General features: G+C 67.5%; 22 protein-coding genes and 1 riboswitch. Of the genes, 16 read left to right on the top strand and 6 right to left on the bottom strand.

What is annotated here, in order from left to right:
• The first annotated feature begins 44 nt into the window (after positions 1-44).
• Positions 45-464, top strand: coding sequence for a PACE efflux transporter (locus AC07VS_RS24050; RefSeq protein ID WP_494752250.1), 420 nt, complete (start codon positions 45-47; stop codon positions 462-464).
• A gap of 27 nt (positions 465-491) precedes the next feature.
• Here AC07VS_RS24050 and AC07VS_RS24055 read toward each other — a convergent pair whose 3' ends face one another.
• The gene (locus AC07VS_RS24055; RefSeq protein ID WP_494752222.1) at positions 492-1064 is read right to left on the bottom strand and encodes a cyclic nucleotide-binding domain-containing protein; all 573 of its coding nucleotides are present in this window, start codon (positions 1062-1064) and stop codon (positions 492-494) included.
• 86 nt (positions 1065-1150) lie between these two features.
• Positions 1151-1230: riboswitch (S-adenosyl-L-homocysteine riboswitch) on the top strand.
• A 26-nt stretch (positions 1231-1256) separates the two neighbouring features.
• Between AC07VS_RS24055 and metH the strand changes: the two genes are divergently transcribed.
• Together metH and AC07VS_RS24065 are read left to right on the top strand one after the other, a co-directional pair.
• Complete coding sequence (metH, locus tag AC07VS_RS24060; RefSeq protein WP_494752223.1) at positions 1257-4019, top strand: methionine synthase; 2763 nt, start codon at positions 1257-1259, stop codon at positions 4017-4019.
• A gap of 134 nt (positions 4020-4153) precedes the next feature.
• Positions 4154-4993 carry a hypothetical protein gene (locus AC07VS_RS24065; RefSeq protein WP_494752224.1) on the top strand — a complete coding sequence of 280 codons (840 nt, stop codon included), beginning with the start codon at positions 4154-4156 and terminating at the stop codon, positions 4991-4993.
• Between the two features lie 24 nt (positions 4994-5017).
• Here the strand turns inward: AC07VS_RS24065 and AC07VS_RS24070 are convergent, their stop codons facing one another.
• The 4 genes from AC07VS_RS24070 to AC07VS_RS24085 all read right to left on the bottom strand — a co-directional run bounded on the left by AC07VS_RS24070 (position 5018) and on the right by AC07VS_RS24085 (position 9045).
• Positions 5018-6142 (bottom strand): serine hydrolase domain-containing protein, encoded by a 1125-nt coding sequence (locus AC07VS_RS24070; RefSeq protein WP_492349567.1) that lies wholly within the window; start codon positions 6140-6142, stop codon positions 5018-5020.
• Positions 6143-6228: 86 nt separating this feature from the next.
• On the bottom strand, positions 6229-7428 hold the full coding sequence (locus AC07VS_RS24075; protein WP_492349568.1) for an amidohydrolase family protein: 1200 nt from the start codon (positions 7426-7428) through the stop codon (positions 6229-6231).
• 76 nt (positions 7429-7504) lie between these two features.
• A complete protein-coding gene (locus AC07VS_RS24080) occupies positions 7505-8215 on the bottom strand; it encodes a TetR/AcrR family transcriptional regulator (RefSeq protein WP_492349569.1) in 711 nt (236 codons plus the stop codon).
• A gap of 56 nt (positions 8216-8271) precedes the next feature.
• Entirely contained in the window at positions 8272-9045 is a 774-nt protein-coding gene (locus AC07VS_RS24085) for a ferredoxin--NADP reductase (protein WP_492349570.1), read from the bottom strand.
• A 406-nt stretch (positions 9046-9451) separates the two neighbouring features.
• On the opposite strand from AC07VS_RS24085, the gene AC07VS_RS24090 reads away from it, so the two are divergent.
• The 13 genes from AC07VS_RS24090 to AC07VS_RS24150 all read left to right on the top strand — a co-directional run bounded on the left by AC07VS_RS24090 (position 9452) and on the right by AC07VS_RS24150 (position 24465).
• Positions 9452-11095, top strand: a complete 1644-nt coding sequence (locus AC07VS_RS24090) for a 6-hydroxynicotinate reductase (protein WP_494655929.1) — start codon at positions 9452-9454, stop codon at positions 11093-11095.
• Between the two features lie 10 nt (positions 11096-11105).
• Positions 11106-12026: a UPF0280 family protein gene (locus AC07VS_RS24095; RefSeq protein WP_494752225.1), complete on the top strand. Its 921-nt coding sequence runs from the start codon at positions 11106-11108 to the stop codon at positions 12024-12026.
• A 21-nt stretch (positions 12027-12047) separates the two neighbouring features.
• A complete protein-coding gene (locus AC07VS_RS24100; RefSeq protein ID WP_492349573.1) occupies positions 12048-12689 on the top strand; it encodes an amino acid synthesis family protein in 642 nt (213 codons plus the stop codon).
• 49 nt (positions 12690-12738) lie between these two features.
• Positions 12739-13323, top strand: coding sequence for an amino acid synthesis family protein (locus tag AC07VS_RS24105; protein ID WP_494752226.1), 585 nt, complete (start codon positions 12739-12741; stop codon positions 13321-13323).
• A 73-nt stretch (positions 13324-13396) separates the two neighbouring features.
• Positions 13397-14602: an ABC transporter substrate-binding protein gene (locus tag AC07VS_RS24110; RefSeq protein ID WP_492349575.1), complete on the top strand. Its 1206-nt coding sequence runs from the start codon at positions 13397-13399 to the stop codon at positions 14600-14602.
• A gap of 97 nt (positions 14603-14699) precedes the next feature.
• Positions 14700-16670, top strand: coding sequence for an ABC transporter permease (locus AC07VS_RS24115; RefSeq protein WP_492349576.1), 1971 nt, complete (start codon positions 14700-14702; stop codon positions 16668-16670).
• On the top strand, positions 16667-17440 hold the full coding sequence (locus AC07VS_RS24120) for an ABC transporter ATP-binding protein (RefSeq protein ID WP_494655933.1): 774 nt from the start codon (positions 16667-16669) through the stop codon (positions 17438-17440). The genes AC07VS_RS24115 and AC07VS_RS24120 overlap by 4 nt, the downstream gene beginning before the upstream one ends.
• Positions 17437-18195, top strand: a complete 759-nt coding sequence (locus tag AC07VS_RS24125) for an ABC transporter ATP-binding protein (RefSeq protein ID WP_492349578.1) — start codon at positions 17437-17439, stop codon at positions 18193-18195. Before AC07VS_RS24120 ends, AC07VS_RS24125 begins: the two co-directional genes overlap by 4 nt.
• An 89-nt stretch (positions 18196-18284) precedes the next feature.
• Positions 18285-19022 (top strand): bifunctional nicotinamidase/pyrazinamidase, encoded by a 738-nt coding sequence (gene pncA, locus AC07VS_RS24130; RefSeq protein WP_492349579.1) that lies wholly within the window; start codon positions 18285-18287, stop codon positions 19020-19022.
• A gap of 124 nt (positions 19023-19146) precedes the next feature.
• Positions 19147-19638 carry a (2Fe-2S)-binding protein gene (locus AC07VS_RS24135; RefSeq protein ID WP_494752227.1) on the top strand — a complete coding sequence of 164 codons (492 nt, stop codon included), beginning with the start codon at positions 19147-19149 and terminating at the stop codon, positions 19636-19638.
• Positions 19639-19646: 8 nt separating this feature from the next.
• Positions 19647-23366, top strand: a complete 3720-nt coding sequence (locus AC07VS_RS24140) for a molybdopterin cofactor-binding domain-containing protein (protein WP_494752228.1) — start codon at positions 19647-19649, stop codon at positions 23364-23366.
• A 242-nt stretch (positions 23367-23608) separates the two neighbouring features.
• A complete protein-coding gene (locus AC07VS_RS24145; protein ID WP_494752229.1) occupies positions 23609-24028 on the top strand; it encodes a PaaI family thioesterase in 420 nt (139 codons plus the stop codon).
• Complete coding sequence (locus AC07VS_RS24150) at positions 24025-24465, top strand: PaaI family thioesterase (protein ID WP_494752230.1); 441 nt, start codon at positions 24025-24027, stop codon at positions 24463-24465. Before AC07VS_RS24145 ends, AC07VS_RS24150 begins: the two co-directional genes overlap by 4 nt.
• An 82-nt stretch (positions 24466-24547) precedes the next feature.
• On the opposite strand, the gene acpA is transcribed toward AC07VS_RS24150, so the two are convergent.
• Entirely contained in the window at positions 24548-26230 is a 1683-nt protein-coding gene (gene acpA / locus AC07VS_RS24155; protein ID WP_492350565.1) for an acid phosphatase, read from the bottom strand.
• Between the last annotated feature and the right edge of the window lie 201 nt (positions 26231-26431).

Consider the following 26431-nt stretch of genomic DNA (forward strand, 5'->3'; position numbering starts at 1 on the left):
GTTTGCCTGCCACCCGTCCCAGCCCGCGCCCCTGGCTGTTCGCGCTGCAGGGTTGGCGGCGCCGGGTGCTGTTTGTCTCGCTCTATGAGGCCATCGCCATCGCGTTTTCCAGCTGGGGCCTGGCCCAGATGTCGGGCGACGGGCTGGCGCATGCCGGTGTGATGGGGCTGGCGGCCTCGGCCATCGCCATTGTGTGGAACCTGGTGTTCAATGCCTTGTTCGAGCGCTGGGAAGCCCGTCAGTCCGTGCGGGGCCGTGGCTTTGCCCGCCGGGCCGCCCACGCGATCGGCTTTGAGGGCGGCCTGCTGCTCTACTTTGTGCCGCTGTTCGCGTGGTGGTTCGACGTCAGCCTCTGGCAGTCCTTCGTCATGGACCTGGGGCTGCTGGTGTTCTTCCTGATCTACACCTTTGTCTTCAACTGGTGCTTCGACCGTGTCTTCGGCCTTCCCGGCAGCGCGGCCTGACCGGCCTCGGGTGGTCAGCACCCCGGCTCAGGACATCCGGTCCATCTCCTGCTGCATGGTCTGGATCAGGGCCGCGTAGCTTTTCAGTTTTTCGGTGCGCTCGCGCACCCGGTTGCTCATGTGCACGCCAATGGCGAGCAGCAGTTTCACGCCCAGGGCGGGGTCTTCTTCCAGCAACTCGCCCAGTGCGCCCCGACCGAGCTTGGCCGCCAGCACCTCGGTACAGGTGGTGCAGGTGGCCGACCGGGGTGAGCCATCCAGCAGGCCCAGTTCACCGACCAGAGCGCCGGCGCCGATCACGGCCGTGGTGATGGGGGTGCGGCGGCTGACGATGAAGTTCTCCACCATCACGTCGCCTTCCAGGATCAGCAGCATGTAATCGGTGTCTTCGGTCTGACCTTCGCGCATGAAGCATTGGCCGGACAGCAGGCGCACGGGCTCCATGTAGCTGACGATGCGGCGCGCGTCATCGGCCGAAAGCTGGATCAGCGCGCTGGGGGCATGCAGCATCTGCGCTGCCAGTTCGGCCGCGGGTGAGTCCTGCACCGACAGGCGACGGCGTTTGCGCGATTTGAGTGACTTCAGCAGGGCTTCGAGCATCTTGGGCGAGGACCGCAACAGGCCGGCAGGGGGTAGTGGGTGGTGGGCAGGGGGTGAGCCAGGGGATCACACAGTAAAATCAATGGTATCTCAAGGAGCGTTGCAGCAAGCCCGCGGGCTTGTCAGGCTTGAGATGTTTACGCGATGTCAACGACGCTCACCTGATTCCGCACGACCCTCCAGGTGAGTCCCATGTCTGATCAAGCCCTCGAAAACAACGACGCCGATAACCACGCTGCAAATTCTGTGCCTCCGATGCTGCTGTCCGGCCTGGAGCCCGTGCGCATTGGCGAGGGCAGCCTGTTCGTCAACATCGGCGAGCGCACCAATGTCACCGGCTCCAAGGCCTTCGCCCGCATGATCCTCAACGGGCAGTTCGAAGAAGCCTTGGTGGTGGCCCGCCAGCAGGTTGAGAACGGCGCCCAGGTGATCGACATCAACATGGACGAGGCCATGCTCGACAGCCAGGCCGCCATGGTGCGCTTTCTGAACCTGATCGCCTCCGAGCCCGACATTGCGCGCGTGCCGATCATGATCGACTCGTCCAAGTGGAGCGTGATCGAGGCCGGCCTGCGCTGCATCCAGGGCAAGGGCATCGTCAACTCGATCAGCATGAAAGAAGGCGAGGCGGCCTTCATCCAGCAGGCGAAGCTGCTGCGACGCTACGGCGCTGCCGCCGTGGTGATGGCCTTCGATGAAAAAGGCCAGGCCGACACCTACGAACGCAAGATCGAGATCTGCGAACGCGCCTACCGCCTGCTGGTCGACCAGGTCGACTTCCCTGCCGAAGACATCATCTTCGACCCCAACATCTTTGCGATTGCCACCGGCATCGAAGAGCACAACAACTACGCGGTCGACTTCATCAACGCCACGCGCTGGATCAAGCAGAACCTGCCCGGTGCCAAGGTGTCGGGCGGCGTGTCCAATGTGAGCTTCAGCTTCCGCGGCAACGACCCGGTGCGTGAGGCCATCCACACCGTGTTCCTGTACCACGCCATCCAGGCGGGCATGGACATGGGCATCGTCAATGCCGGCATGGTGGGCGTGTACGACCAGCTTGAACCGGTGCTGCGCGAGCGCGTCGAAGACGTGGTGCTGAACCGCCGCCCCGATGCCGGTGAGCGCCTGGTCGAAATCGCCGAGACCGCCAAGGGGGCGGCCAAGGACGACAGCAAGAAATACGAATGGCGTGTCGGCACGGTCGAGCAGCGCCTGTCGCACGCGCTGGTGCACGGCATCACCGAGTTCATCACCGAAGACACCGAAGAGGCCTACCGTGGCATCCTGGCCAAGGGTGGGCGCCCGTTGCACGTGATCGAAGGTCCGCTCATGGACGGCATGAACGTGGTTGGCGACCTGTTCGGCCAGGGCAAGATGTTCCTGCCCCAGGTGGTCAAGAGCGCCCGCGTGATGAAGTCGGCGGTGGCCCACCTGATCCCCTACATCGAAGAAGAAAAGCGGCAGGACGAAGCCGCCGGCCGCGATGTGCGCAGCAAGGGCAAGATCATCATCGCCACCGTCAAGGGCGATGTGCACGACATCGGCAAGAACATCGTCACCGTGGTGCTGCAATGCAACAACTTCGAGGTGGTCAACATGGGCGTGATGGTGCCCTGCCATGAGATCCTGGCCCGAGCCAAGGTCGAGGGAGCTGACATCGTGGGCCTGTCGGGCCTGATCACCCCCAGCCTCGAAGAAATGCAGTACGTGGCCGCCGAGATGCAGAAGGACGCGCATTTCCGCGTCAAGAAGATCCCGCTGCTGATCGGGGGCGCCACCACCAGCCGGGTGCACACCGCGGTCAAGATCGCGCCGCACTACGAGGGCCCCGTGGTCTATGTGCCCGATGCCTCACGCAGCGTGAGCGTGGCGCAGAGCCTGCTGTCCGACAACGTCCAGGTCTATGTGGACGAGCTCAATGCCGACTACGACAAGGTGCGCGCCCAGCATGCCAGCAAGAAGCAGACCCCGATGTGGCCGCTGGCCAAGATCCGCGCCAACAAGACGCCGCTGGACTGGGTCACCTACTCCCCGCCGGTGCCCAAGTTCATCGGCCGCCGCGTGTTCAAGAACTTCGACCTGGCCGAGCTGGCCCGCTACATCGATTGGGGCCCGTTCTTCCAGACCTGGGATCTGGCCGGCCCCTACCCGGCCATCCTGGACGACGAGATCGTGGGCATCGAGGCGCGCAAGGTGTTTGAAGACGGCAAGCGCATGCTGCAGAAGATCATTGACGGCCGCTGGCTCAGTGCCAGTGCAGTGATGGGCATTTACCCGGCCAACAGCGTGAACGACGACGACATCGAGCTCTACACCGACGACACCCGCCAGCAGGTGGCACTCACCTGGTACGGTTTGCGTCAGCAGACCGAAAAGCAGGCCATTGACGGGGTGATGCGCCCCAGCCGCTGCTTGGCCGATTTCGTGGCTCCCAAGGCCAGCGGGCGTGCCGACTACGTGGGGGTGTTTGCCGTCACCGCCGGCCTGGGGGTTGAAAAGCGTGAGCAGGCCTTCATGGACCAGCACGACGATTACTCCGCCATCATGCTCAAGGCCCTGGCCGACCGCCTGGCCGAGGCCTTTGCCGAGTGCCTGCACCATCGGGTGCGCAGCGACCTGTGGGGCTACGCCGCCCAGGAGGCGCTCAGCAACGAGGACATGATTGACGAGAAGTACCAGGGCATCCGACCCGCGCCCGGCTACCCGGCCTGCCCGGACCACAGCGTCAAGCGCGAGATGTTCGAGCTGCTGCAATGCGCCGAGATTGACATGGGCCTGACCGAAAGCCTGGCCATGACCCCTGCGGCCAGCGTCAGTGGCTTCTACCTGAGCCACCCCGACAGCACCTACTTCAATGTGGGCAAGATCGCCGAAGACCAGTTGCAGGACATGGCCCAGCGCCGCGGCCTGCCCGAGGATGCGCTGCGTCGCCTGCTGGCGCCCCAGCTCTGAGCCGGGCGAAGGGCGGCCATGCCTCTGCGCATGACAGGGGCTTGGCGGGGCGCAGACGCAGTGCAGCACAGACGCGCTACATTGGCAGCCTGTGCGCCATGCCCCTGGTGGGGCCTTGCTGAAGGAGGCTGATCATGACGATGTCTGCCCATCTCCCCCCTCATCCCCCCGGCCTGCCACCCCAGGGCGACGCGGCGACGCCCGCGCTGCTGAGGTCTTTTGCCGGCCTGCTGGGGGTGGTGGCCCTGGCCGTGGCGGCCAGCCTGGTGCTGGTCAAGACACGGCCGGCCGAGTTCAAGACCGCCGTCGCTCCGAGCGCCTCCAGCGTGTCTGCCGCCACCTCGACGGCCCCGGCGCCGGGTCGTCCGTCGTCCTTCACGCCGCCCGACTTGCACCCCACGCCCCCCCGCATGCCGGCCTTGGCGGGGGCCCGCCCGGGCGGCCCGCCTCCGCTTTCCTTTGCCTTGCCGCGGCAGGGGCCATCGCACCACGCATCCCTGCCGCCATCGCCGGGCACCGCCTCGCTCAAGGGGGTGTATGGCACCCAGAAGGCCTGCGCCCAGTGCGGTTGGGTCGAGTCGGTGCAGTCCTTGTCGGTGGGCTCGGGCGGCTTGCCACCCGGGGCTGCCGTGGCGGCAGGCGCGGCCCTGGGGGCGCAGGCGGGGGCCAACCGGGGCGGCACATCAGGTGCGTATGGCGGCAGCGCTGCAGCGGCGGCCGCAGGTGCCGTTCTGGGGGCCAACGTGGGTGCGCGCACTGGGCCGCGTCAGCAAGCGGCCTACGAGGTCAACATCCGCATGGAAGACGGCAGCCAGCGCGTGTTTGAACTGCCTGAGCCCCTGCCCCTGGGGGCCGCCGTGGTGGTGGAGGGCGGGGTACCGCGTCTGGCGCCCGACCGGGGCGCTGCCGCCAGCGCTGGCACAGGTGTGGGCACGGGCACCGGCACCGGCAAGGCTTACGGCACCTCCCGCTGAGCGCCAGGCCCGGCCTGGTCGGGTTCAGAGCGCCGCGTACACCAGGGCCGGGTACAGCTCGATCCAGTGGTTGAGCAGGCCGGGCGCCTGGGTCAGCAGCAACGCGAACAGTTCTTCGGCCGGGTCGACAAAGAAGACCGTGCCCCCCAGGCCGCTCCAGCCGTATTGGCCGGCCGAGCCCGGGCGTGCGGCCAGCCCGGTTTCACGGCGCACCGACACGCCCAGGCCAAAGCCGTGGCCGGGCGGCAGGATGTCGCCCGCCACCGGGATGCTGCCCAGATGGTCTGCCGTCATGAAGGCCAGGGTGGCTCGGCTGACCAGGCGCACGCCCTCGCGTTCGCCGCCGCCCAGCATCAGCTGCAGAAAACGGGCGTAGTCGCCGGCCGTGGACACCAGACCGCCGCCGCCCGACTCAAACACCGGTGGCCGGCTCACATCGATCAGGTTCACGGCGGTGCCTGTGGCGGGATCTTTGGCCAAAGGCTCGGCCAGTCGGTGCTGTTGCGCTTCGGGCACGGAAAAGCCCGTGTCGTCCATGCCCAGCGGCTCCAGGATCAGGCGCTGCAGCACGGCGCCCAGCGGCTGGCCCTCGATGACCTCCAGCACCGCGCCCAGCACATCGGTGGCACGGCTGTATTCCCAGGCACTGCCCGGGTCGCGCAGCAAGGGCAAGGGGCCCAGGTTCTGGGCCAGCTGTTGGTTGCTGTGTTGGCGCGAGCCGATGCGGGCCACCCGGTAGGCCTGGGCCACCGGGGTTTCGTCCCAGGCGTAGCTCAGGCCTGCGGTGTGGCGCAGCAGGTCATGCAAGGTGGCTTCGCGCCGCACGGGGCGGCCGCCTTCGGGGCTGTACACGCTCTGGCCGGCAAAGCTGCCCAGGTAGCGTGACACGGGGTGGGCCAGTTGCAGCCGGCCCTGCTCCATCAGCATCAGCACCGCCAGCGAGACGATGGGTTTGGTCATCGAATAGATGCGGAACACCGTGTCGCGGGCCATGGGCGGGGCGCCTGTGGCCGGGCCCTGGGCCCCCAGGGCGGCGTGCAGCACCCGCTGGCCCCGGTGCTCGATCAGGGCCACCGCACCGGGCAGCAGCCCCTGGTCGATGGGGGCTTGCAGAGCGGCTTGCAGGTGGAGCAGGGCAGGGGGATGCATCAGGGCCTCGAGATCAGTCGATGGGTCGGTGGAGCCGATTCTAGGAAGGCCCCGCGCCCCGGGCGTCGCCCTGGTGACGCCTGGCCTCAGTGCCCGCCGTGCAGCACCACCGGGATCTCGGTGGCGGGTGGCGTGTTGCGGCTGCGCCCGCAGCGCACCAGGCCGTCGATCATCACCATGCCGATGCCGGGCAGGTCGCCCAGTTGCACGCTTTCCAGCAGGGTGGCGCCGGCGGTGTGCTGGGCCCGGTCCATGAAGACAAAGTCGGCGGCCCGGCCGACCTCGATCAGGCCGCAGTTCAGCTGACGGATGCGCGCCGTGTTGCCGGTGGCAAAGCAGAACACCAGCTCGGCCGGGATGTTGGCAAAGCTGGAGATCAGCGCAATCATGCGCAGCATGCCCAGCGGTTGCACGCCCGAGCCCGCGGGCCCGTCGGTGCCCAGAATCACGCGGTGGGGGCATTTGAGCTCGATGGCTGCGCGGGCCGCTTCGATGGCGATCTTCTCGTTGCCGTTGTGCACCAGTTCGATTGCGCGCGACGATTTCTCGCACAGCTCGCACACATGCTTCCAGGGCAGTGAGGTGTGGCCTCCGTTGATGTGGCCGATCACGTCGGCGTCGGCCTCCAGCACCACGTCCTTGTCGATCAGGCCCGAACCCGGGATCGAGGGGCCGCCCGTGTGGATGGTGCTCTGGATGCCGTGTTTGCGGGCCCAGGCCACCATCTCCTTGGCCTCGTAGCCGGCCTTGACCGAACCCAGGCCCACCTCGCCCAGCAGGGTCACGCCGGCTTCGGCCAACTCCTTGAAGTCGTGCTCGGTCATGCCTTTTTCGATCACCGGGGCCCCGGCAATCACCTTCACCCCACCGGGGCGGAAGTTGTCGAAGGCACGTTGCGCCGTGATGGCCAGGGCCTTCAGGCCCACGATGTCCTTGGGGCGGCCGGGCAGGTGCACCTCGCCGGCCGAGATCATGCTGGTCACGCCGCCGTTCAGGGTCGACTCGATCCAGCCCAGCTGGTTCTGGCGCGGCGTCCAGTCGCCGAACACCGGGTGCACGTGGCTGTCGATCAGGCCGGGGGCCAGGCAGGTGCCGCGCGCGTCGATCACGGTGCGTGCGCCCTCGGTGTCGCAGTCCTTGAAACGCCCCACGGCTGTGATCAGGCCGTCGTGCACCACCACGGTGTCGGCGTCGAGGATGGGGCGGTCCAGATCGCCCGACAGCAAAAGACCGATGTTCTGGATGACGACCTTGCCGGACTTCTCGCCGGCGACTGCTTCTGCCATGGTGTGCTCCTGTGCTTCTGTGGGGTGAAAACGCCAGCCGCCGCCAGGGGCTGCCGGCCGGAAATCGGTCAGCCCGTCAGCCTGGCTGTGCGGGAGGGGATGCGGGCGCCACCGCCCGAAGCACCGTGTCGACCACGAACTCTTCCCAGTGCGCCAGGGCCTCGGGGGCCTCCAGGTCTTCGCCCAGGAAGGCCGACAGCGTGTGCCGGTTGGACATGTAGAAATAGCCGTTGGCGGCGATCAGCAGGTACAGATCGCGGGCCGAGATGTCGGGCCGGAACAGGCCCTGGGCCTGGCCGCTGGCCAGCAGCTGGCGGATGATCTCGATGGCGGGGGAGGAGTACTCGCGGGCCCGCACCGACTTCACGATGTGACGCCCCTTGTGCAGGTTTTCGGTGTTGAGCAAGGTGACGAACTCTGGGTGGCGCCGGTAATAGCCCACCACGAAGCGGATCACCGCCTGCAGCGCCTCCAGGGGCTGATCGGGGCGCAGGTTGAGCTGCTCCTCGGCCTCGTTCATGCGGCGGTAGATTTCTTCGATGACCTCGATGTAGAGGCCTTCCTTGCTGCCGAAGTAGTAGTAGATCATGCGGTCGAAAGACTTCGCCGCCTTGGAGATCTTCTCGACGCTGCCGCCGTCATAGCCGTAGCGGGCGAACACCTTGATGGCCGCCTTGAGGATGTTGTCCCGCGTGGTCTGGGCTGCCTGCTCGCGCACGCCGACCGCACGGCGGCCGGTGGGGCTTTTCTTCGCAGCAGTCCGGGTCTTTCTGGGGGTGGCCGACATGAAAGGGTCCAGAGCAAGGGCCGGGCCAGCCCGGGCGGGCGGGCCTGGTCAGGGGGTCACTGTTCAGCGAAAGCGCGTTCGATCACGAAGTCGCCGGGCTTGGTGGTGTTGCCTTCCTTGAAACCGCGGGCTTCCATCATGTGCTTGAGGTCACGCAGCATCTCGGGGCTGCCGCAGATCATCACGCGGTCTTCGGCCGGGTTCAGCGCGGGCAGGCCGAGGTCGGTGGCCAGCTGGCCGTTCTCGATCACGGTGGTCACGCGGCCCTGGTGCTTGTAGGGCTCGCGGGTCACGGTGGGGTAGTACTTGAGCTGCTTGCTGACCATCTCGCCAAGGAACTCGTGCTTGGGCAGTTCTTCGGTGATGTAGTCGTGGTAGGCCAGTTCGTCGACCTGGCGCACGCCGTGCACCAGCACCACTTCCTCGAACTTCTCATAGGTGTCGGGGTCGCGGATCAGGCTCAGGAAGGGGGCCAGGCCCGTGCCGGTGGACAGCATGTACAGGCGCTTGGCGGGCAGCAGGTAGTCGATCAGCAGGGTGCCGGTGGGCTTCTTGCCGACAATGATGCTGTCGCCCACCTGGATGTGCTGCAGGCGCGAGGTCAGCGGGCCGTCCTGCACCTTGATGCTCAGAAACTCAAGATGCTCTTCGTAGTTCGGGCTGACGATGCTGTAGGCGCGCAGCAGCGGCTTGTTGTTCACGCGCAGGCCGATCATCGTGAAATGGCCATTGGAGAAACGCAGGCCGGGGTCGCGCGTGGTGGTGAAGGAGAAAAGGCGATCGGTCCAGTGGTGAACCGTCAGCACGCGTTCTTCGTGAAAAGCACTCATGGTTTCAGATGGCAATGGTGGATAAACAGGGGCTGCCGAGGTGCTGATGGGGCCGATTTCGGGCCTTTGGCACACCTCGAACAGGGAACTCGCAACCCTCCATTGTTCCGCAAGTCGGGAAAGCCCTGGTTTTCGGGGCTTCACCAGTCCGTCGGGGACGGCACCGAAGCGGGGCATGGCGGAGGTTCTGCATCAAAACGGGGCTCCTGGTCGGGTCACTTTGGCACCCTTGCGGGGCACGCGAAAATACGGTTGCGGCAAGGGTTTCGATACGTTACATTGTGCCGGAAATGTAGTGAACACCACATTTTTGTTTGGTGAATGCTACACAAATGGGATGGCCTTCACAAGCTGTCTTTTCGAGCCTTCGATGTGCCCCCATGGGCCTGGAAATTCGGATCCTGCGATGACTGAACACACCAAGACCGACGGCCTGCCCGGCCTCGAATCGCCCGGCCTGCCACCGCTGGCCGAGCGGGCCCGCCCGCGCAACGAACGCATGAACACCGCCAAGGTCGAGTGCAACGCCTGCCCGGTGCTGTGCCAGATTTCCGAAGGCCGCGCCGGTGCCTGCGACCGTTATGCCAACCAGGGCGGCACGCTGGTGCGGCTTGACCCGGTGGTGCTGTTGCGCCGCACGCTGGAGGCCGGTGAAACCCCGCTGGTGCCTTTTGCCGGGCGCAGCACCGACAGCACCCCAAGCCCTGACGCCCCTGATACCCCTGATACCCAGGGCACCGCAGCCGCACCCGCCTGGTCAGGTGATCTGCTGCTGGCTGATCAGGTGTTCGTCACCGGTGTGGGTTCGTCCACCACCTACCCCGACTACAAGCCGGCCCCTTTCATTGTGGGCTCGCAGGTGCAGGGGGTGGACATGGTCACCGTGGTCACCGAGGGCATCTTCAGCTACTGCAGCTTCAAGGTGAAGATCGACACCGACCGCTTCCTGGGCGCCGAACAGGCCAATGTGCGCTGCAAGGGCGAGGTGGTGGGGCACGTCACCACGGCCGAGTACGGGTCGCAGATGCTGTCTTTGGGGGGGGTGCACCACCTCACCGGGGGTAGCAAGAAGGAAGGGCGCATCACCGCCGAAATGATGCAGGCCCTGGGCAACAAGCAGGCGGTCGAGTTCACCATCGACGGCGGCTCGCAGATCCTCATCCAGGCCGGGCGTGCGCCCATCGTCAACGGGGTCGAGGAACAGCGCATGCGGGTGGGCTGCGGCTCGGCGGCCGTGGGCATCTTCGCGCGCCAGTTGTTCGGCCTGGCCGACGAGGTGGTGGTGGTCGACGACCACATCACCGGTGTGTTGACCGAGCACCAGGCCGGCCGTTGCCTCGACATGCGGCCCTCGGGCATCCAGATGCTGGGCCGCAAGTCCACCCCGGGGCGGTACTTCCAGGTGGCCAACCCGGGCACTGGCTGGGGTGGCACCGACATTGCCGACCCGCTGGCCATCATCGAAGGCTGGAACGCCGAGGTGGCCTGGCCCGGCCTGCGCCTGCTCATGACCAGCACCACCGGTGAGCACGCCAGCTGGTACGTGCTCGACGAGCAACTGCGCCCGGTCGAGGCCGAGATGCCCACCGACGTGCGCCGCATCGTCGATCGCATTGGCGAGAACTGCGAGCCCTCGCTGGCCTCGGTGTTGTTCCTGGCCGGGGCCGGGGGCAGCTTGCGCGCCGGCGTCACCGAGAACCCGGTGTTGCTCACCCGCTCCATCAAGCAGGCCCTGGTGAATGTCACCTGCGGCGGCGCGCCGGCCTATGTGTGGCCCGGCGGCGGCATCACCGTGATGGCCGATGTGTTGCGCATGCCCGACAACAGCTTCGGCACCGTGCCCACGCCGGCCATCGTCGCGCCCATCGAATTCAGCATGCGGCGCAGCGACTACGCCGCGCTGGGTGGCCATGTGGATCAGATCCGCTCACTGGCCGAGGTGCTGTCGCGTGGCGCCTGGCACAACGAGGGCGCCCCCCAGGCCCTGCAGTGGCAGCGCCAGCCCGATGCCAACCCCTGGCCCCTGGGCCGTCCGCCCCTGCTGGGCTGAGGCGCGCCCCATGCAAGCCACCCGACAGGCCCTCGAAGGCGAACGCTGGCACTTCCAGCATGGCCCCATCGACCTGGTGATCGCGGCCGAGGGCCAGGCCCCGGCCGTGGCGCAGGCGCATGAGCAGGCCTGGCAACGCTTTCAGGGCCTGCTGGCCGAGTTGGTGGCCGAGCTGCCTGCGCTGCGTGCGCCCGTGGCGGCGAACTGCCCGCTCCAAGGCCCGGTGGCCCGCTTGATGTGGCAGGCCTGCTTCCCCTATCGCCAGCCCTTCATCACCTCCATGGCCGCTGTGGCTGGTGCCGTGGCGCAGACCGTGCTCGAAGCCTACCGTCGCCCCGGCGTGCGCCGCGCCTGGGTCAACAACGGCGGCGACATCGCCCTGCACCTGACACCGGGCCAGTCGGCCCGTGTGGGCTTGTACGCCGACCTGGCCCGGCTCGATGGCGCCCAGTTGCGGCACGGCCTGAGCCTGGACGGTCAGCTCGAAATCCAGCCCCACTGGCCGGTGCGGGGCGTGGCCACCAGTGGCTGGCGCGGGCGCAGCTTTTCGCTGGGCATCGCCGACAGCGTCACGGTGCTGGCCGCCACGGCTGCCCAGGCCGATGCCGCCGCCACCGTGATCGCCAACGCGGTGCAGGCCGAACACCCCGCGATCGAACGCGCCCCGGCGCACACGCTGCGTGACGACACCGATCTGGGGGCGCGCCTGGTCACCGTGCAGGTGGGCTCGCTGCCCGCAGGGGTGGTGGCCGACGCTTTGCACCAGGGCTTGAAAAAAGCGGAAGAATTGAGGGACGCCGGGCTGGTATGGTTCGCCTTGCTCTGCTGCCAGGGGCAGAGCCGGGCCACCGGCGGACCTGAAATCGGGGATGGCCCGGCAAAGCCCTTGTCCCTGGCCGGTTCGGCCAAAGTTGGTTCAGTATTTGCTTAACGAAATGCACAGGCTCACAGCATGATCGACATCCGACGCGTTTTCACCCATGTTGAAGAAATACGGCACGAATTCGGGCCCCCGGCGGCCGTGCCGCTCCAGCGTGGTGCCATCGGCGCCGTGTTGACCAACCCCTTTGCCGGCCGCTACGTGGAAGACATCCTGCCCATGATGGAGGCACTGCAGTCCGTCGGCCTGGACATGGCGCAGCGGCTGCGCGCTGCCATGGACGTGCCGGTCGAACGCATCGAGGGCTACGGCAAAGGCGCCATCGTGGGGGCAGCGGGTGAGCTGGAGCATGGCGCACTGTGGCATGTGCCCGGTGGCTATGCCATGCGCGAACTGCTGGGCTGGAAGGGCGACCGCGACGCCTACAAAAAAGGCCAGGCCGAGGTCAAGACCGGGCAGCCTGCCAATGCGCTGGCCATCGTGCCGTCCACCAAGAAGGTGGGGGGCCCGGGGGCGGCACTCGACGTGCCGCTCACGCACATCAACGCCAGTTATGTGCGCAGCCATTTCGATGCCATCGAGGTGCGCGTGCCCGGTGCACCGCGCGCCGACGAGATCGTCTTCATCCTGGCCATGAGCACCGGCCCGCGCGTGCATGCCCGCGTCGGCGGCCTGAAGGCCGCCGACATCAGCCTGTGGGATGGCCTGCGCTGAGCGCTGCCGCCCACCTGTCCAGAACACCGAGCCCGAGGAACCCCCCCCCATGTCTGCCAAGATCCGAAAAATCATCGTGCAAGTCGACGAAGTCCGCCGTGAAATGGGCCAGGACGTGCAGCCCCCTGTGCGCAAAGCCCTGGCCATGGCCGTGATCGAAAACCCCTTGGCCGGCCGCTACGCCGAGAACCTGGACGAGCTGATTGCCATCGGCGAAGAGCTGGGTGGCCTGCTCGGTGAGCGCTGCGTCAAGGCGCTGGGCATCACCCCGGCCCAGGCCCAGAGCTACGGCAAGGCCGCCATCGTGGGCGAGGCCGGTGAGCTGGAGCACGCCGCCGCCATCCTGCACCCCAAGCTGGGCGCTCCTTTGCGCGTGGCCGTTGAAAAAGGCGCCGCCCTGGTGCCCTCGGCCAAGAAGCTGGGCAGCCTGGGCACGGCCATCGACGTGCCGCTGGGCCACAAGGATGCCGCCTATGTGCGCAGTCATTTCGACGCCATGGAAGCCCGCGTCGCCGATGCCCCGCGGGCCAACGAGATCGTGGTGGCCGTGGTGGTCACCGACAGTGGTCGCCCGCTGGCCCGCATCGGCGGCCTGCAGGCCCATGAGATCAAGGGCCAGGACGGCTTGCGCTGACCCAGACCCATTCTTCACCCTGCCTGTTCTGCTTTTCCGCTCATCTCACCCCCACACCCAGGAGAGCCCCACCATGAAGCTGACCCCCCACCTCATCCGCACCACCGCCCTGGTCACCCTGACCGGCGTGCTGGGCACAGTTCACGCGGCCGATGTCATCAAAATCGGTGAAATCAACAGCTACAAGGCGCAGCCCGCCTTCCTTGAGCCCTACAAGAAAGGCATGGAGCTGGCGATTGCCGAGATCAATGCCGGCGGCGGCCTGTTGGGCAAGAAGGTCGAGCTGATCAGCCGCGACGACAACGCCAGCCCGGGCGACGCGGTGCGCGCCGCCGAAGAGCTGCTCTCACGTGAGAAGGTGGACGTGCTGACCGGCTCGTTCCTGTCGCACATCGGCCTGGCACTGACCGATTTCGCCAAGCAGAAGAAGGTGTTCTTCCTGGCCGGCGAGCCGCTGACCGACAAGATCGTCTGGCAGAACGGCAACCGCTACACCTACCGCCTGCGCCCCTCCACCTACATGCAGGTGGCCATGATGGTGCCCGAGGCCGCTGCCCTCAAGAAAAAGCGCTGGGCCCTGGTGTTCCCCAACTACGAATACGGCCAGTCGGCCGCCGCCACCTTCAAGCAGTTGCTCAAGGCGGCGCAGCCCGATGTCGAGTTTGTTGCCGAGCAGGCGCCCCCGCTGGGCAAGGTCGATGCCGGCTCGGTGGTGCAGGCCCTGGCCGATGCCAAGCCCGATGCGGTGTTCAACGTGCTGTTCGGCGCCGATCTCTCGAAGTTCGTGCGCGAGGGCAACACCCGTGGCCTGTTCGAAGGCCGCTCGGTGGTCAGTCTGCTGACGGGCGAGCCCGAGTACCTCGACCCGCTCAAGGACGAAGCCCCCAACGGCTGGATCGTCACCGGCTACCCCTGGTATGGCCTGCAGACGCCTGAGCACAAGGCTTTCCTGAGCGCCTACCAGGCCAAGTTCAACGACTACCCGCGCCTGGGCTCCATCGTGGGTTACAGCGCCATCAAGTCGCTGGCCGAGGGCATCAAGAAGGCGGGCAGCACCGACACCGAGAAACTGGTGGTCTCCTTCAAGGGCCTGCAAGTGCCCACTCCGTTCGGTCGCATCACCTACCGCACCGAAGACAACCAGTCCACGATGGGCGGCTTCATCGGTCGCACCAAGAACGAAGGTGGCAAGGGCGTGATGGTGGACTACCGTTACCTCGATGGCGCCAAGTTCCAGCCCAGCGCTGACGAAGTCAAGAAAATGCGTCCGGCCGACTGAGTTCGGTTGAAGGTCGGGTGATCAATGCGGCGCCGCTGGCGCCGCCGTCCCCTGGCGGGCAGAGCCGCCGGGTGTGACACGTCCTGAGGGGTTTGGCATGGGCTTTTCGAGTTTCGTGGTGCAGCTGCTCAACGGCTTGGCGGGGGCGTCCTCGCTGTTCCTGGTGGCTGCGGGTTTGTCGCTGATCTTCGGCGTCACGCGCATCGTCAATTTTGCGCATGGCTCGTTTTTCATGCTGGGCATCTACCTGGCCTACAGCCTGGTGGGCGCGCTGGGCAACAGCCTGGGCTTCTGGCCCGCCCTGCTGCTGGCCGCGTTGGGGGCCGGCCTGATCGGCGCGGCCGTCGAGATGCTGCTGCTGCGTCGCATCTACAAGGCCCCCGAGCTGTTTCAGCTGCTGGCCACCTTTGCCCTGGTGCTGGTCATCAAGGACGCCGCGCTGTGGATCTGGGGCCCGGAGGAACTGCTGGGCCCAAGGGCGCCAGGCCTGGCCGGCTCGGTCAGCATCCTGGGTCGCCACTTCCCGGCCTATGACCTGTTCCTGATCGTGGTCGGCCCGGTGGTGCTGGGCGCGCTCACACTGCTGCTCACCCGCACCCGTTGGGGCACCCTGGTGCGCGCTGCCACGCAAGACCGCGAGATGGTCAGCGCCCTGGGCGTCAACCAGGCCTGGCTGTTCACGGCGGTGTTCGCCCTGGGGGCCCTGCTGGCCGGCCTGGGCGGCGCCCTGCAATTGCCGCGTGAACCGGCCACCCTGGAGATGGACCTCAACACCATCGGTGCCGCTTTCGTGGTGGTGGTGGTGGGCGGCATGGGCTCGATCCCGGGCGCCTACGCCGCCGCCTTGCTGATTGCCGAGATCAAGGCCGTGTGCATCTGGCTGGGCGTGGTCGAGCTGTTCGGTTACAGCGTGTCGTTTTCCAAGCTCACCCTGGTGGTCGAGTTCCTGGTGATGGCTGTGGTGCTGGTGGTGCGCCCCTGGGGCCTGATGGGCAAGCCCCAGGCCAACAGCCGCAACGTGGGCCTGCCCGAGGCGCCCTTGCGTCACCCCGGCAGCTGGTTCAAGCTGGGTGGGGCCTTGCTGATGCTGGCGCTGGTGGCACTCCCCTGGCTCGCCGCCGATTCGCCCTACCTGTCGGTGCTGGCCATCGACCTGATGATCGCGGCCCTGTTCGCGGCCAGCCTGCACTTCATCATGGGGCCGGCCGGCATGCACTCGTTCGGCCACGCCGCCTACTTTGGCATCGGGGCCTATGCCGCCGCCCTGCTGGTGCGCAGCGCCGGCCTGCCCATGGAGCTGACCCTGCTGCTGGCGCCCCTGGTGGCCGCGGCCGGGGCCTTTCTGTATGGCTGGTTCTGCGTGCGACTGTCGGGCGTCTACCTGGCCATGCTGACCCTGGCCTTTGCCCAGATCACCTGGGCCATCTGCTACCAATGGGATGGCTTCACCGGCGGCAGCAACGGCTTGACCGGGGTGTGGCCGGCCGAGTGGCTGTCCGACAAAACCCACTACTACTACCTGACGCTGGCCCTGGTCACTGCCGGCGTGCTGCTGTTGCGCCGCGTGCTGTTCTCGCCCTTCGGCTATGCCTTGCGAGCCGGGCGCGACTCGGCTTTGCGGGCCGACGCCATCGGCATCGACGTGAAGCGCATGCAGTGGGTGGCCTTCATCATTGCCGGGGGCTTTGCCGGCCTGGGCGGGGCGCTGTTCGCCTTCTCCAAGGGCAGCATCTCGCCCGAAAGCCTGGCTGTGGGCAAATCGGTCGATGGCCTGGTGATGGTCTTGTTGGGCGGCCTGCAGACCCTGTCGGGCCCGGTGGTGGGGGCCGTCACCTTCACCTGGCTGCACGACACCGTGGCCCGCAACACCGACTACTGGCGCGCCATGCTGGGCGGCATCATCTTGCTGCTGGTGCTGCTGTTCCCGCAGGGCATTGCGGGCTCGATCAAGCATGCGGTGGAGCATTGGCGCGAGGGGCGCAAGCCCCGCGAACCGCTCAACCAGAGGGGCGGCGCCAAGGCCTCTGTCTCGGTGAGCCCTGTTTCTGCATCCAAGGAGGCCGCATGAGCCTGCTCAAAGTGTCCGGCCTGGGCAAGGCCTTTGGCGGCGTCAAGGCCGTGGACGGCATTCATTTCGAACTGGCAGCGGGTGAACTGCTGGCCCTGATCGGCCCCAACGGCGCCGGCAAGTCCACCACCTTCAACATGGTCAACGGCCAACTGCCGGCCGACAGTGGTTCCATCGTGCTCGATGGCCATGAGCTGGTGGGCCGCAAGCCGCGCGACATCTGGCGCCTGGGCGTGGGGCGCACCTTCCAGATCGCCGAGACCTTTGCCTCTCTCACGGTGGTCGAGAACGTGCAGATGGCGCTGATCTCGGTGGATGACCGCTTGTTTTCGTTCTGGCGCAAGGCCTCGGATCACAAGCGCGACGAAGCCCTGGCCCTGCTCGATCAGGTGGGCATGAAGCCCCAGGCCGACCGCCCCTGCAGCGAGTTGGCCTATGGCGACGTCAAACGCGTCGAACTGGCGATTGCCATGGCCAACTCGCCCAAGCTGTTGCTGATGGACGAACCCACCGCCGGCATGGCGCCCAAGGAACGCAACGATCTGATGGCCCTGACCAAGCAGCTGGTGATCGACCGCGGCATGGCCGTGCTGTTCACCGAGCACAGCATGGACGTGGTGTTCGCCTACGCCGACCGCATGATCGTGCTGGCCCGCGGCCGCCTGATCGCCGAGGGCAAGCCCCTTGAACTGCGCGACCACCCCAAGGTGCAGGAGGTGTATTTCGGCTCCGGCAAGACCTTCGAAAAGAAAGAGACGGCCCTGGCATGAGCAACCCCAGCACCGCTTCCCAAGCCTTGGCCCCGGCACTGTTGCAGGCCCGTGGCCTGGCCGCCTGGTACGGCGCAGCGCAAATCCTCTACGACATCGACCTCGACGTGAAGCGCGGCGAGGTGGTGGCCCTGATGGGCCGCAACGGCGCTGGCAAGTCGACCACCCTCAAGGCCTTGATGGGCATGCTGGCCAAGCGCCGCGGCCACATCGAGTTCCTGGGCCAGGACATCTCACGCAGCGAGCCCCATGTGGCGGCCCGCCTGGGCCTGGGCTTTGTGCCAGAGGACCGGCGCGTTTTCACCGACCTCAGCGTGACTGAGAACCTCGAGGTGGGACGCCAGCCGCCGCGCCGTTGGCCCGATGGCAGTGCCGCCCCCGAGTGGACGCCCGATCGCCTGTACACCTTGTTCCCCAACCTGGGCGAGATGCGCCAGCGTGCCGGTGGCCGCATGAGCGGTGGCGAGCAGCAGATGCTGACGGTGGCGCGCACCCTGATGGGCAACCCCTACCTGGTGCTGCTTGACGAGCCCAGCGAAGGCGTGGCCCCGGTCATCGTCGAGCAGATGGCGCACATGATCCTTGAGCTCAAGGCCCAGGGTGTGAGCATCCTGCTGTCCGAGCAGAACATGCACTTTGCCGAGCTGGTCTCCGACCGCGCCTATGTGCTTGAAAAAGGCCAGATCCGTTACCAGGCTTCGATGGCCGAACTGGCCGCCAACGAAGAGGTGCGACGGGCCTACCTGAGTGTGTGAAAGCCCGCGGGGCGGCACGGCTCATGCTTGCCGTGGTGCGCCCCTCATCTGTTGTTGTGTCAGTCATCCAAACCCCCAGGAGTGATGCCATGTCTTTGCCGCTTTCGATGTCCCAACGCCGCCAGTTTCTCCAGTCTGCCGCCCTGCTCGGGTTGGCGGGCGCCGGCCTGTCGCAACGCGCTTTCGCGGCCGCCATCAAGCCCGGTGCCGACAGCGCACTGATCGTGGTCGACGTGCAGAACTGCTTTGTGCCCGGTGGCACCTTGCCCGTCGCCAAGGGCGACGAGGTGGTGCCGGTGATCAACCGCATCGCCCCCGCCTTTGAGAACGTGGTGGTCACGCAAGATTGGCACACCCAGGCCCATGCCTCGTTTGCCAGCAGCTATCCCGGCAAGAAGCCTTTTGAAACCACCAAGCTCAGCTACGGCCAGCAGGTGCTGTGGCCCGACCATTGCGTGCAAGGCACCGACGACGCGGCCCTGCACAAGGACCTCAAGGTGCCCCAGGCCCAGATCATTCTGCGCAAGGGCTTTCACCAGCATGTCGACAGCTACTCGGCGTTCGAAGAGGCCGACCGCAAGACGGCCACCGGCCTGGCGGGCTACCTCAAGGCCCGCGGCATCAAGACCGTCTTCGTGACCGGTCTGGCCACCGACTTCTGCGTGGCCTGGACGGCACTCGATGCCCGGCGCCTGGGCTTCAACACCTATGTGATCGAAGACGCCTGCCGCGGCATCGACCTCAACGGCTCGCTCGACGCCGCCTGGAAGCAGATGGCGGCCAAGGGCGTCAAGCGCATCCAGTCCAGCGACCTGGCCTTGGCGTGACCTGCTGAAAACCCCCTGTGCGGACCGGGCGCGCCCGGCCACACTGGGCAGCCACGCGTTTCAAGTTCAGTGAACACTGAATGAACCGGCTGCTATCACCTCTGCCCCGCTTGCCAGATCTGCCATGCCCACCCCCGCTCTTGAGGTCAACGGCCAGGCCGTGACCCTGCCCGACTCGGCCCAGGCCACCCTGCTGCACGTGCTGCGCAACGACCTCGGCCTGAATGGCCCCAAGTACGGCTGTGGCCTGGGCCAGTGCGGCGCCTGCACCGTGTGGGTGGACGGCGTGCCGGCACGGGCCTGCGTGATCCCGGCCCAGGGCGTGGCCGGGCGCCGCATCACCACGCTGGAGGGGCTGGCCCCTGGTTCGGACGCGGCGGGTCTGCACCCGGTGCAACAGGCCTTCATTGACGAACAGGCGGCCCAGTGCGGCTACTGCCTCAACGGCATGGTCATGATGGCGGCGGCCCTGCTGGCGCGTGAGCCCGACCCCGACGAGGCCGCCATCCGGCGTGAACTCTCGCGCAACCTGTGCCGCTGCGGCACCCATGTCGAGATCGTGCGCGCGGTGCAGCGCGCTGCGGTGCTGCTGCGTGGCGCTGGGGTGGGTGAATGACACTGCCCATGACCCCGCCCCGGCCCGTGACCCGGCGCGCCGAGATCCCCCAGCACCGCGCCGATTACTTTGCCGCCCAGGGCGTGCTGCTGGTCTGGCGCGATCCGCCGCCGCCCCGCACCCCCACGCCAGGCCAACCTCTGTCCGTGCCCAGCAACCCCGCCGAAGGCCCCGAGTTGCTGCTGGCCGTGTGGGACGATGGCTCGGTCACCGCGCTCAATGGCCACGTTGACCTGGGCACCGGCATCGGCACCGCCCTGGCGCAGATCGTGGCCGAAGAACTCGACCTGCCCATGGCCGCCGTGCACATGGTGCTGGGCGACACCACGCGGGCGCCCAACCAGGGCGCCACCATCGCCAGTGCCACCTTGCAGATTCATGCCCAGCCACTGCGCCAGGCCGCCGCCCAGGCCCGCCATTGGCTGCTGGCCGAGGCCGCGGCCCAAGCGGGTTGCCAGCCCGAGTCCCTCACCCTGCGCGACGGTCTGTTGCAAGGGCCCGGCCTCACCGAGGCCTGGCCCCTGGGCCGGCTGCTGCAAGGCCGCCAGGCCTCGCTGCGGCTGGACCCGGCCACCCCCACCAAGCCGGCCGCCGACTACCGCCTGGTCGGCCAATCCGTGCCCCGGGTGGACATCCCCGCCAAGGTGCAGGGCCAGGGTGATTTCGTGCATGACTTCCGCCTGCCCGGCATCCTGCATGGGCGGGTCGTCCGTCCGCCCTACGCCGGGGCCGACCATGGTGACTTCATCGGCAACACGCTGGAGTCGGTGGACGAGGCCTCGGTAGCCCACATCCCGGGCCTGCGGGCGGTGGTGGTGATCCGCGATTTCGTGGGCGTGGTGGCCGAGCGCGAGGAGCACGCCGAGCAGGCCCTGCGCGAGCTGCGTGTGCGCTGGAAGCCCTTTCCCGGCCTGCCTGATCTGGGCCACCCCGAGGCGGTGCAGCAGGCGCTGCGCAACAACCCGGCCACCCAGCGCCGCTTGGTCGACGAGGGCGATGTCGAGACCGCCCGGGCCGCCGCGGCCCAGCCCATGGACCGCACCTATGTCTGGCCCTACCAGCTGCATGCCTCGCTGGGGCCGTCGTGTGCGGTGGCCCATTGGCAGCCGGCGGGGCACAGCCCGCGCCTGGCCGTGTGGGCCGGCACCCAGAACCCGCATGTGCTGCGTGCCGACCTGGCCCGGCTGATGGAACTGGCCGATGTCGACATCGACCTGGTTCGCCTGGAGGCCTCGGGCTGCTATGGCCGCAACGGCGCCGACGACGTGGCCGCCGATGCGGCCCTGCTGTCGCGGGCCGTGGGGGCCCCGGTGCGCGTGCAGCTCACCCGCGAGCAGGAGCATCTCTGGGAGCCCAAGGGCACGGCCCAACTCATGCAGGTGCGCGGCGGCCTGAATGCCGACGGCTCGGTGGCCGCCTACGACTTCGAGACCTCTTACCCCAGCAACGGCGCGCCCACGCTGGCGCTGCTGCTCACCCGCCGCATCGAGCCCACGGCCCAGGCCTACGAGATGGGCGACCGCACGGCCCGCCCGCCCTACGACTACGACAACCTGCGCGTGGCGGTGAACGACATGCCGCCCGTGATCCGTGCCTCATGGCTGCGCGGCGTCTCGGCCCTGCCCAACTCCTTTGCCCACGAAAGCTACATCGACGAACTGGCCGCCGCTGCTGGCATCGACCCGGTGGCCTACCGGCTGCAGCACCTGAGCGACCCGCGTGCCATCGAACTGGTGCAGGCCACGGCACAGAAGGCCGGCTGGCAGCCCCGCACCGGCCCCCGCCTGCAGGCCGACCCGGCCCAGCCCGATTGGCTGCACGGCCAGGGCTTTGCCTATGCGCGCTATGTGCACAGCCAGTGGCCCGGCTTCGGCGCCGCCTGGGCGGCCTGGGTGGCCGATGTGGACGTGAACCGCCAAACCGGCGAGGTGCATGTGCGCCGGGTGGTGGTGGGACACGATGCGGGACTCATGGTCAACCCCGCGGGCATCGAACGCCAGGTGCATGGCAACGTGGTGCAGACCACCAGCCGGGCCCTGAAAGAGCAACTGCAGTTCGAGACCCCGCTGCGCACCGAGGGGGCTGCGGCTGCTGCGCCGGTGCTGGCCAGCCGCGACTGGGGCAGTTACCCCATCCTGAGCTTCCGCGAAGTGCCGGTGGTCGAGATCGTCCACATGCCGCGCCCCGGCGAAGCCCCGCTGGGGGCCGGTGAATCGTCGTCGGTGCCCGGCACGGCGGCCATTGCCAACGCCATCTTCGATGCCACTGGCGTGCGCTTTCGGGCGCCGCCCTTCACGCCCGAGGTGGTGCGTGCCGCGCTCAACCCCTTGCCGTCGGCCGGGCCCGGGGCAGGCGCAGAAGCGCCGCCGCAGGCCTTGCCTCCAGCCTTGCCAGCTCCCGCCGGTCTGCCGCCTGGTGCCGTGCTGCCACGCCAGCGTCGCCCCTGGGCCCGCGTCGGCGCCTTGCTGGCCGCGGGCGTCGGTCTGGGCCTGAGCGTGCTGGGCTGGCGCCCGGCCATCGCACCGGTGCAGAGCACAGGCGGGGCCTCGGTCTACAACGCGGCCACGCTGGAGCGAGGGCGGCTGCTGGCCGCGGCAGGCGACTGCGCGGTGTGCCACACCGCGCCGGGCGGGGCCGTCAACGCGGGCGGGCGGGCCATGGACACGCCCTTCGGCCGCCTCTACACCAGCAACCTCACGCCCGACCCCGAGACCGGCCTGGGCCGCTGGTCCTTCAGTGCCTTCCAGCGCGCCATGCGCGAGGGCCTGTCGCGCGACGGCCATCACCTGTACCCGGCCTTTCCCTACACCGCCTTCGCCAAGATGAGCGATGACGACCTCACCGCGCTGTACGCCTGGCTGATGTCGCAACCCCCGGTGCGGGCCGAAACCCCGGCGCCCGAGATGCGCTTTCCGTTCAACCAGCGTTGGCTCATGGCGGGCTGGAACGCGCTCTACCATGACCCCAGCCCCTGGCAGCCCGAGCCCGGCCAGAGCCCCGAATGGAACCGCGGCGCCTACCTGGTGCAGGGCCTGGGCCACTGCGGCGCCTGCCACACCCCGCGCAACGCCTTGGGGGCCGAGCAGGGCGGGGCGGCGTTTCTGTCAGGTGCCCTGATCGACGGCTGGGAGGCCCCGGCCCTCACCGGCCTGTCGCGCGCCCCCGTGCCCTGGACAGGCCAGGCCCTGTACGACTACCTGCGCCACGGCCACAGTGCCCAGCATGGCGCTGCCCTGGGGCCCATGGCCCCGGTGGTGCGCGAGCTGCAGGCCCTGCCCGACAGCGACATCCGCGCCATGGCCACCTACCTGGCCAGCTTCAACCCTGCCGTGCCCGACGCCCCTGAGCGCGCCGCGCGTCAGGTCGCCACCGCCGCGGCCCAGGCCCCGGCCCCGGGGCGGGTGCAACGCCTGTTCGAAGGTGCCTGCGCCGCCTGCCACCACGACGGCGACGGCCCGCGCCTGCTGGGCGCCAACGTGCCCCTGGCGTTGAGCAGCAAGCTGCACAGCGAACGCCCCGACAACCTGCTGCGCACCCTGCTGCACGGCGTGCGCGAGCCTGCCACCGCTGAGTTGGGCTTCATGCCCGCCTTCGACCAGGCCCTGAGCGACACCCAGATCGTCGAACTGGTCGGCTGGCTGCGTCAGCGCTATGCGCCGGGGCAGCCCGCCTGGGCGGATCTGCCGGGGGCGCTGGCGCGGCTGCGGGCGGGGGCTGCGCATCCTTGATGTCGCGGTGCATGCCGCCCTTGTCGATGGCTTAGGTGTCAGGGGGCAGGTAGGCCCCGTCGATCAGCATTGGACAGCGTTGGTCGTAGCGGACCCGGCCTTGCCGCGTGGGGGACAGGACTGGGCACTCCATGGGCCTTCAATTGTGGTGTGCTGAACCCGCCGTTCTGTTGGGCCCATGGGGGCATGCGAGTGCAGCGGCCGTTCCGGCACTCACTGTTCAACCCATCAGGAGACTGCTCATGAACCACGATGCCATGAAGGCCTATTTGCAATCCATCATCGCGAAGACGCCCTTTGCCACCTGCCTGCAAGCCGAGGTCCTTTCCATTGAACCAGGCAGGGTCGAGCTCGTCATACCCATTGTGGCGGACCGGGTGAATCAGCACCACGGCTTTGTGCATGGTGCCGTGATCGGCTTTGTGGCGGACAGCGCCTGTGCCTGGGCCGCGGGCTCTGTGGCAGGCGATGTGCTCACCTCGGAGTACAAGCTCAACTTTCTGGCACCTGCGCTCGGTGATCGCCTGATCGGTGTCGGCTCAGTCATCAAGGAATCGTCACGGACGGTGGTGACCCAGGCCGAAGTGTTTGCTGAGCGCGCGGGCGACAGAAAGCTGGTTGCCATCGCATTGGCGACCCTTGCCAAGGTGGAACGCACATGAGCACGGCGAGCCCCCCCGCTAGCTTCCAGCCGCTCTTTCGCACCAGTCCCTTTCTGGAGGCCACGGGGCCCTATTTCTTCAAACCTGTGAAGGACGGTTTGGTGCTGGGCCTGCGCGTCGAAGAAAAGCACACCAACGCCTCAGGCACCGTGCACGGGGGACTGCTCGCCACGCTGGCCGATGTGTCGCTGGGCTACGTGACCGCTTTGTCGCAGACGCCGCCGATGCGGCTGACCACGGTGAGCCTGGGTCTGGACTATGTAGGGGTCGCCAAGATCGGGGATTGGTTGGAGGCGCGTGTCACGGTGGTCAAGGTCGGTGCCCGTCTGGCCTTTGCCAACGCCATTGTCATGGTGGATGAGGTGCCAATCATGAGTGCCAAAGCGACATTCTTCGTGGCGGGTATGGTGGACCCAGCCAGCTTGCCAACGCGCTGATAAAAAAGCCGGCCCCCTGGCAGAGGGGCCGGCCTGTGGCTTGGGCGCTGACAGCGCCCAAATGCTCCGCTCAAATGCTCGATCAGTTCAGCTGCAGCGCATTGGTCAGGTCGCCCATGACGGAGGCACCATTGGCCTTCAATGCGGCGTCACGCGAGGCCAGGCCGGGCAGGGTGTCCAGGCTGAAGGTGCGGGTGATCAGGCGCAGCACCGAGGCGGTGTCGTACTGGGTGTGGTCCACGGTGCCCTTCTTGGCCAGGGGCGAGATCACCAGGGCCGGGATGCGGGTGCCGGGGCCGATCAGGTCGCCCTTGGGCGGGGCCACGTGGTCCCAGGTGCCGCCGAACTCGTCATAGGTCACGACCACCACCATGTTGTTCCACTGCGGGCTGGCCTGCAGCTTGGCGATCAGGTCAGCGATCTTGCTGTCGGCGTCCTTGATATTGGCGTAGCCGGGGTGCTGGTTGTACAGGCCTTCGGGCTTGTAGAAGGTCACTGCGGGCAGGGTGCCGGCGGCGGCATCGGCGACCAGGTCGTTGTAGTCCTTCAGGTGGTTGGTGCGGTAGGCGGCGCCGGTCACCGGGTCGGCCTTGGCGTAGTAGTTGAAAGGCTGGTGGTGCGGCTGGAAGTCCACATTGGCGGTGGTGGCCACACCAAAACTGTTGCCGGCGTAGATCACCGAGCGGGTGGCCGAGGGGTCTTGCACGCCGTCGGCCAGGGCGCTGTTCCAGGCGCCGCTGTACCACTTCCAGGTCACGTTCTTGGCATCCATCAGGTCGCCGATGTTCGTGGCCGTCTGCGCGGGCAGGGTGGTGGCCTTGGTGGCGTTGGCGTACAGGCCGTTGCTGCCAGTCACGTTGGCCGGGGCGTTGCCGCTGGGCTGGTAGGGCGGCTGCATGGTGTTCACGGCGTAGAACTTGCCGTCACCAAAGTAGTTGGCGGGGGTGATGTTGCCGCTCAGCACATAGCTGGGGGCGCCGTCCAGGGCCGAGGCCGGGCTGGTCGACTTGGTGGTCAGTGTGCTGGTGTACTTGCCGCTGGCGTCCTTGTTCAGCACCGCGATGGTGGGGGCGGCGGTGGCGGTGTCGGCGTTCGGGTACTCGGGGGCGCAGGCGCACACCAGGTACTGGTGGTTCAGGAACGAGCCGCCGAAGGCGCCCTGGAAGAAGTTGTCGGCCAGCACGTATTGCTGGGCCAGCTTGTACATGGCGGTACCGCTGGTGTCGAAACGGCCCATGGTCAGGCCGCCGGCGTCTGACCAGGCGGCAAACATGTCGTTGGCGCCGCCGTTGATCTGCATCTGGTTTTCGAAGAAGCGGTGGTACAGGTCGCGCGTCACCGTGGCGGTGGTCAGCACGGCGTTCGAGGCGGCCTGGAAGGCGGTTTCGATCGAGAACGGCGCGTTGGCCAGGCCAGCGCTTTGCGCCTGGGTCACCACCGGGGTCACGCCGCCGGCCGTCACACCGCCCCAGGTCTGGGGCAGGGTGGCCAGCACGTTGCCGTTGCGGTCTTTTTGCGGCACGTAGGCCGAGGTCAGCTTGCCGTTGGCGTCGTACAGGTTGCTGATGCCGTTGGCACCTGGGAAGTTGCCATACAAGCCGTCGAAGGAGCGGTTTTCGGCGTAGATGACGACCACGTTCTTCACCTTGGAGCGCAGGGCGGTGGTGGTGTCGACGCTGTCGCTGCCGCAGGCGCTCAGCGCCAGTGCAGCCAGCACGGTCAAGGGAAAGACGGCAAGGCCTTTCAGCGAGGGACGGTTTTTCATGGTGGAGTGATCCCGGTGGGTGACAAAGATGGACGGCTCAGTGTTCCGAGCGCCTGTGACAGACCGTTTACATGCGCGGAATCCGGCCCTTCTTTACCGTGTCTTTGCAATGGGGCGGCTGCCCTCGTGTCCGCCCACAGCCGACTGTCTGGCTGTCACGGCATTGCCACGGGGCGGCGGTACAAGGGCGACCTCTGTTGT

The organism is Curvibacter sp. GW821-FHT01G03, from assembly GCF_059422285.1.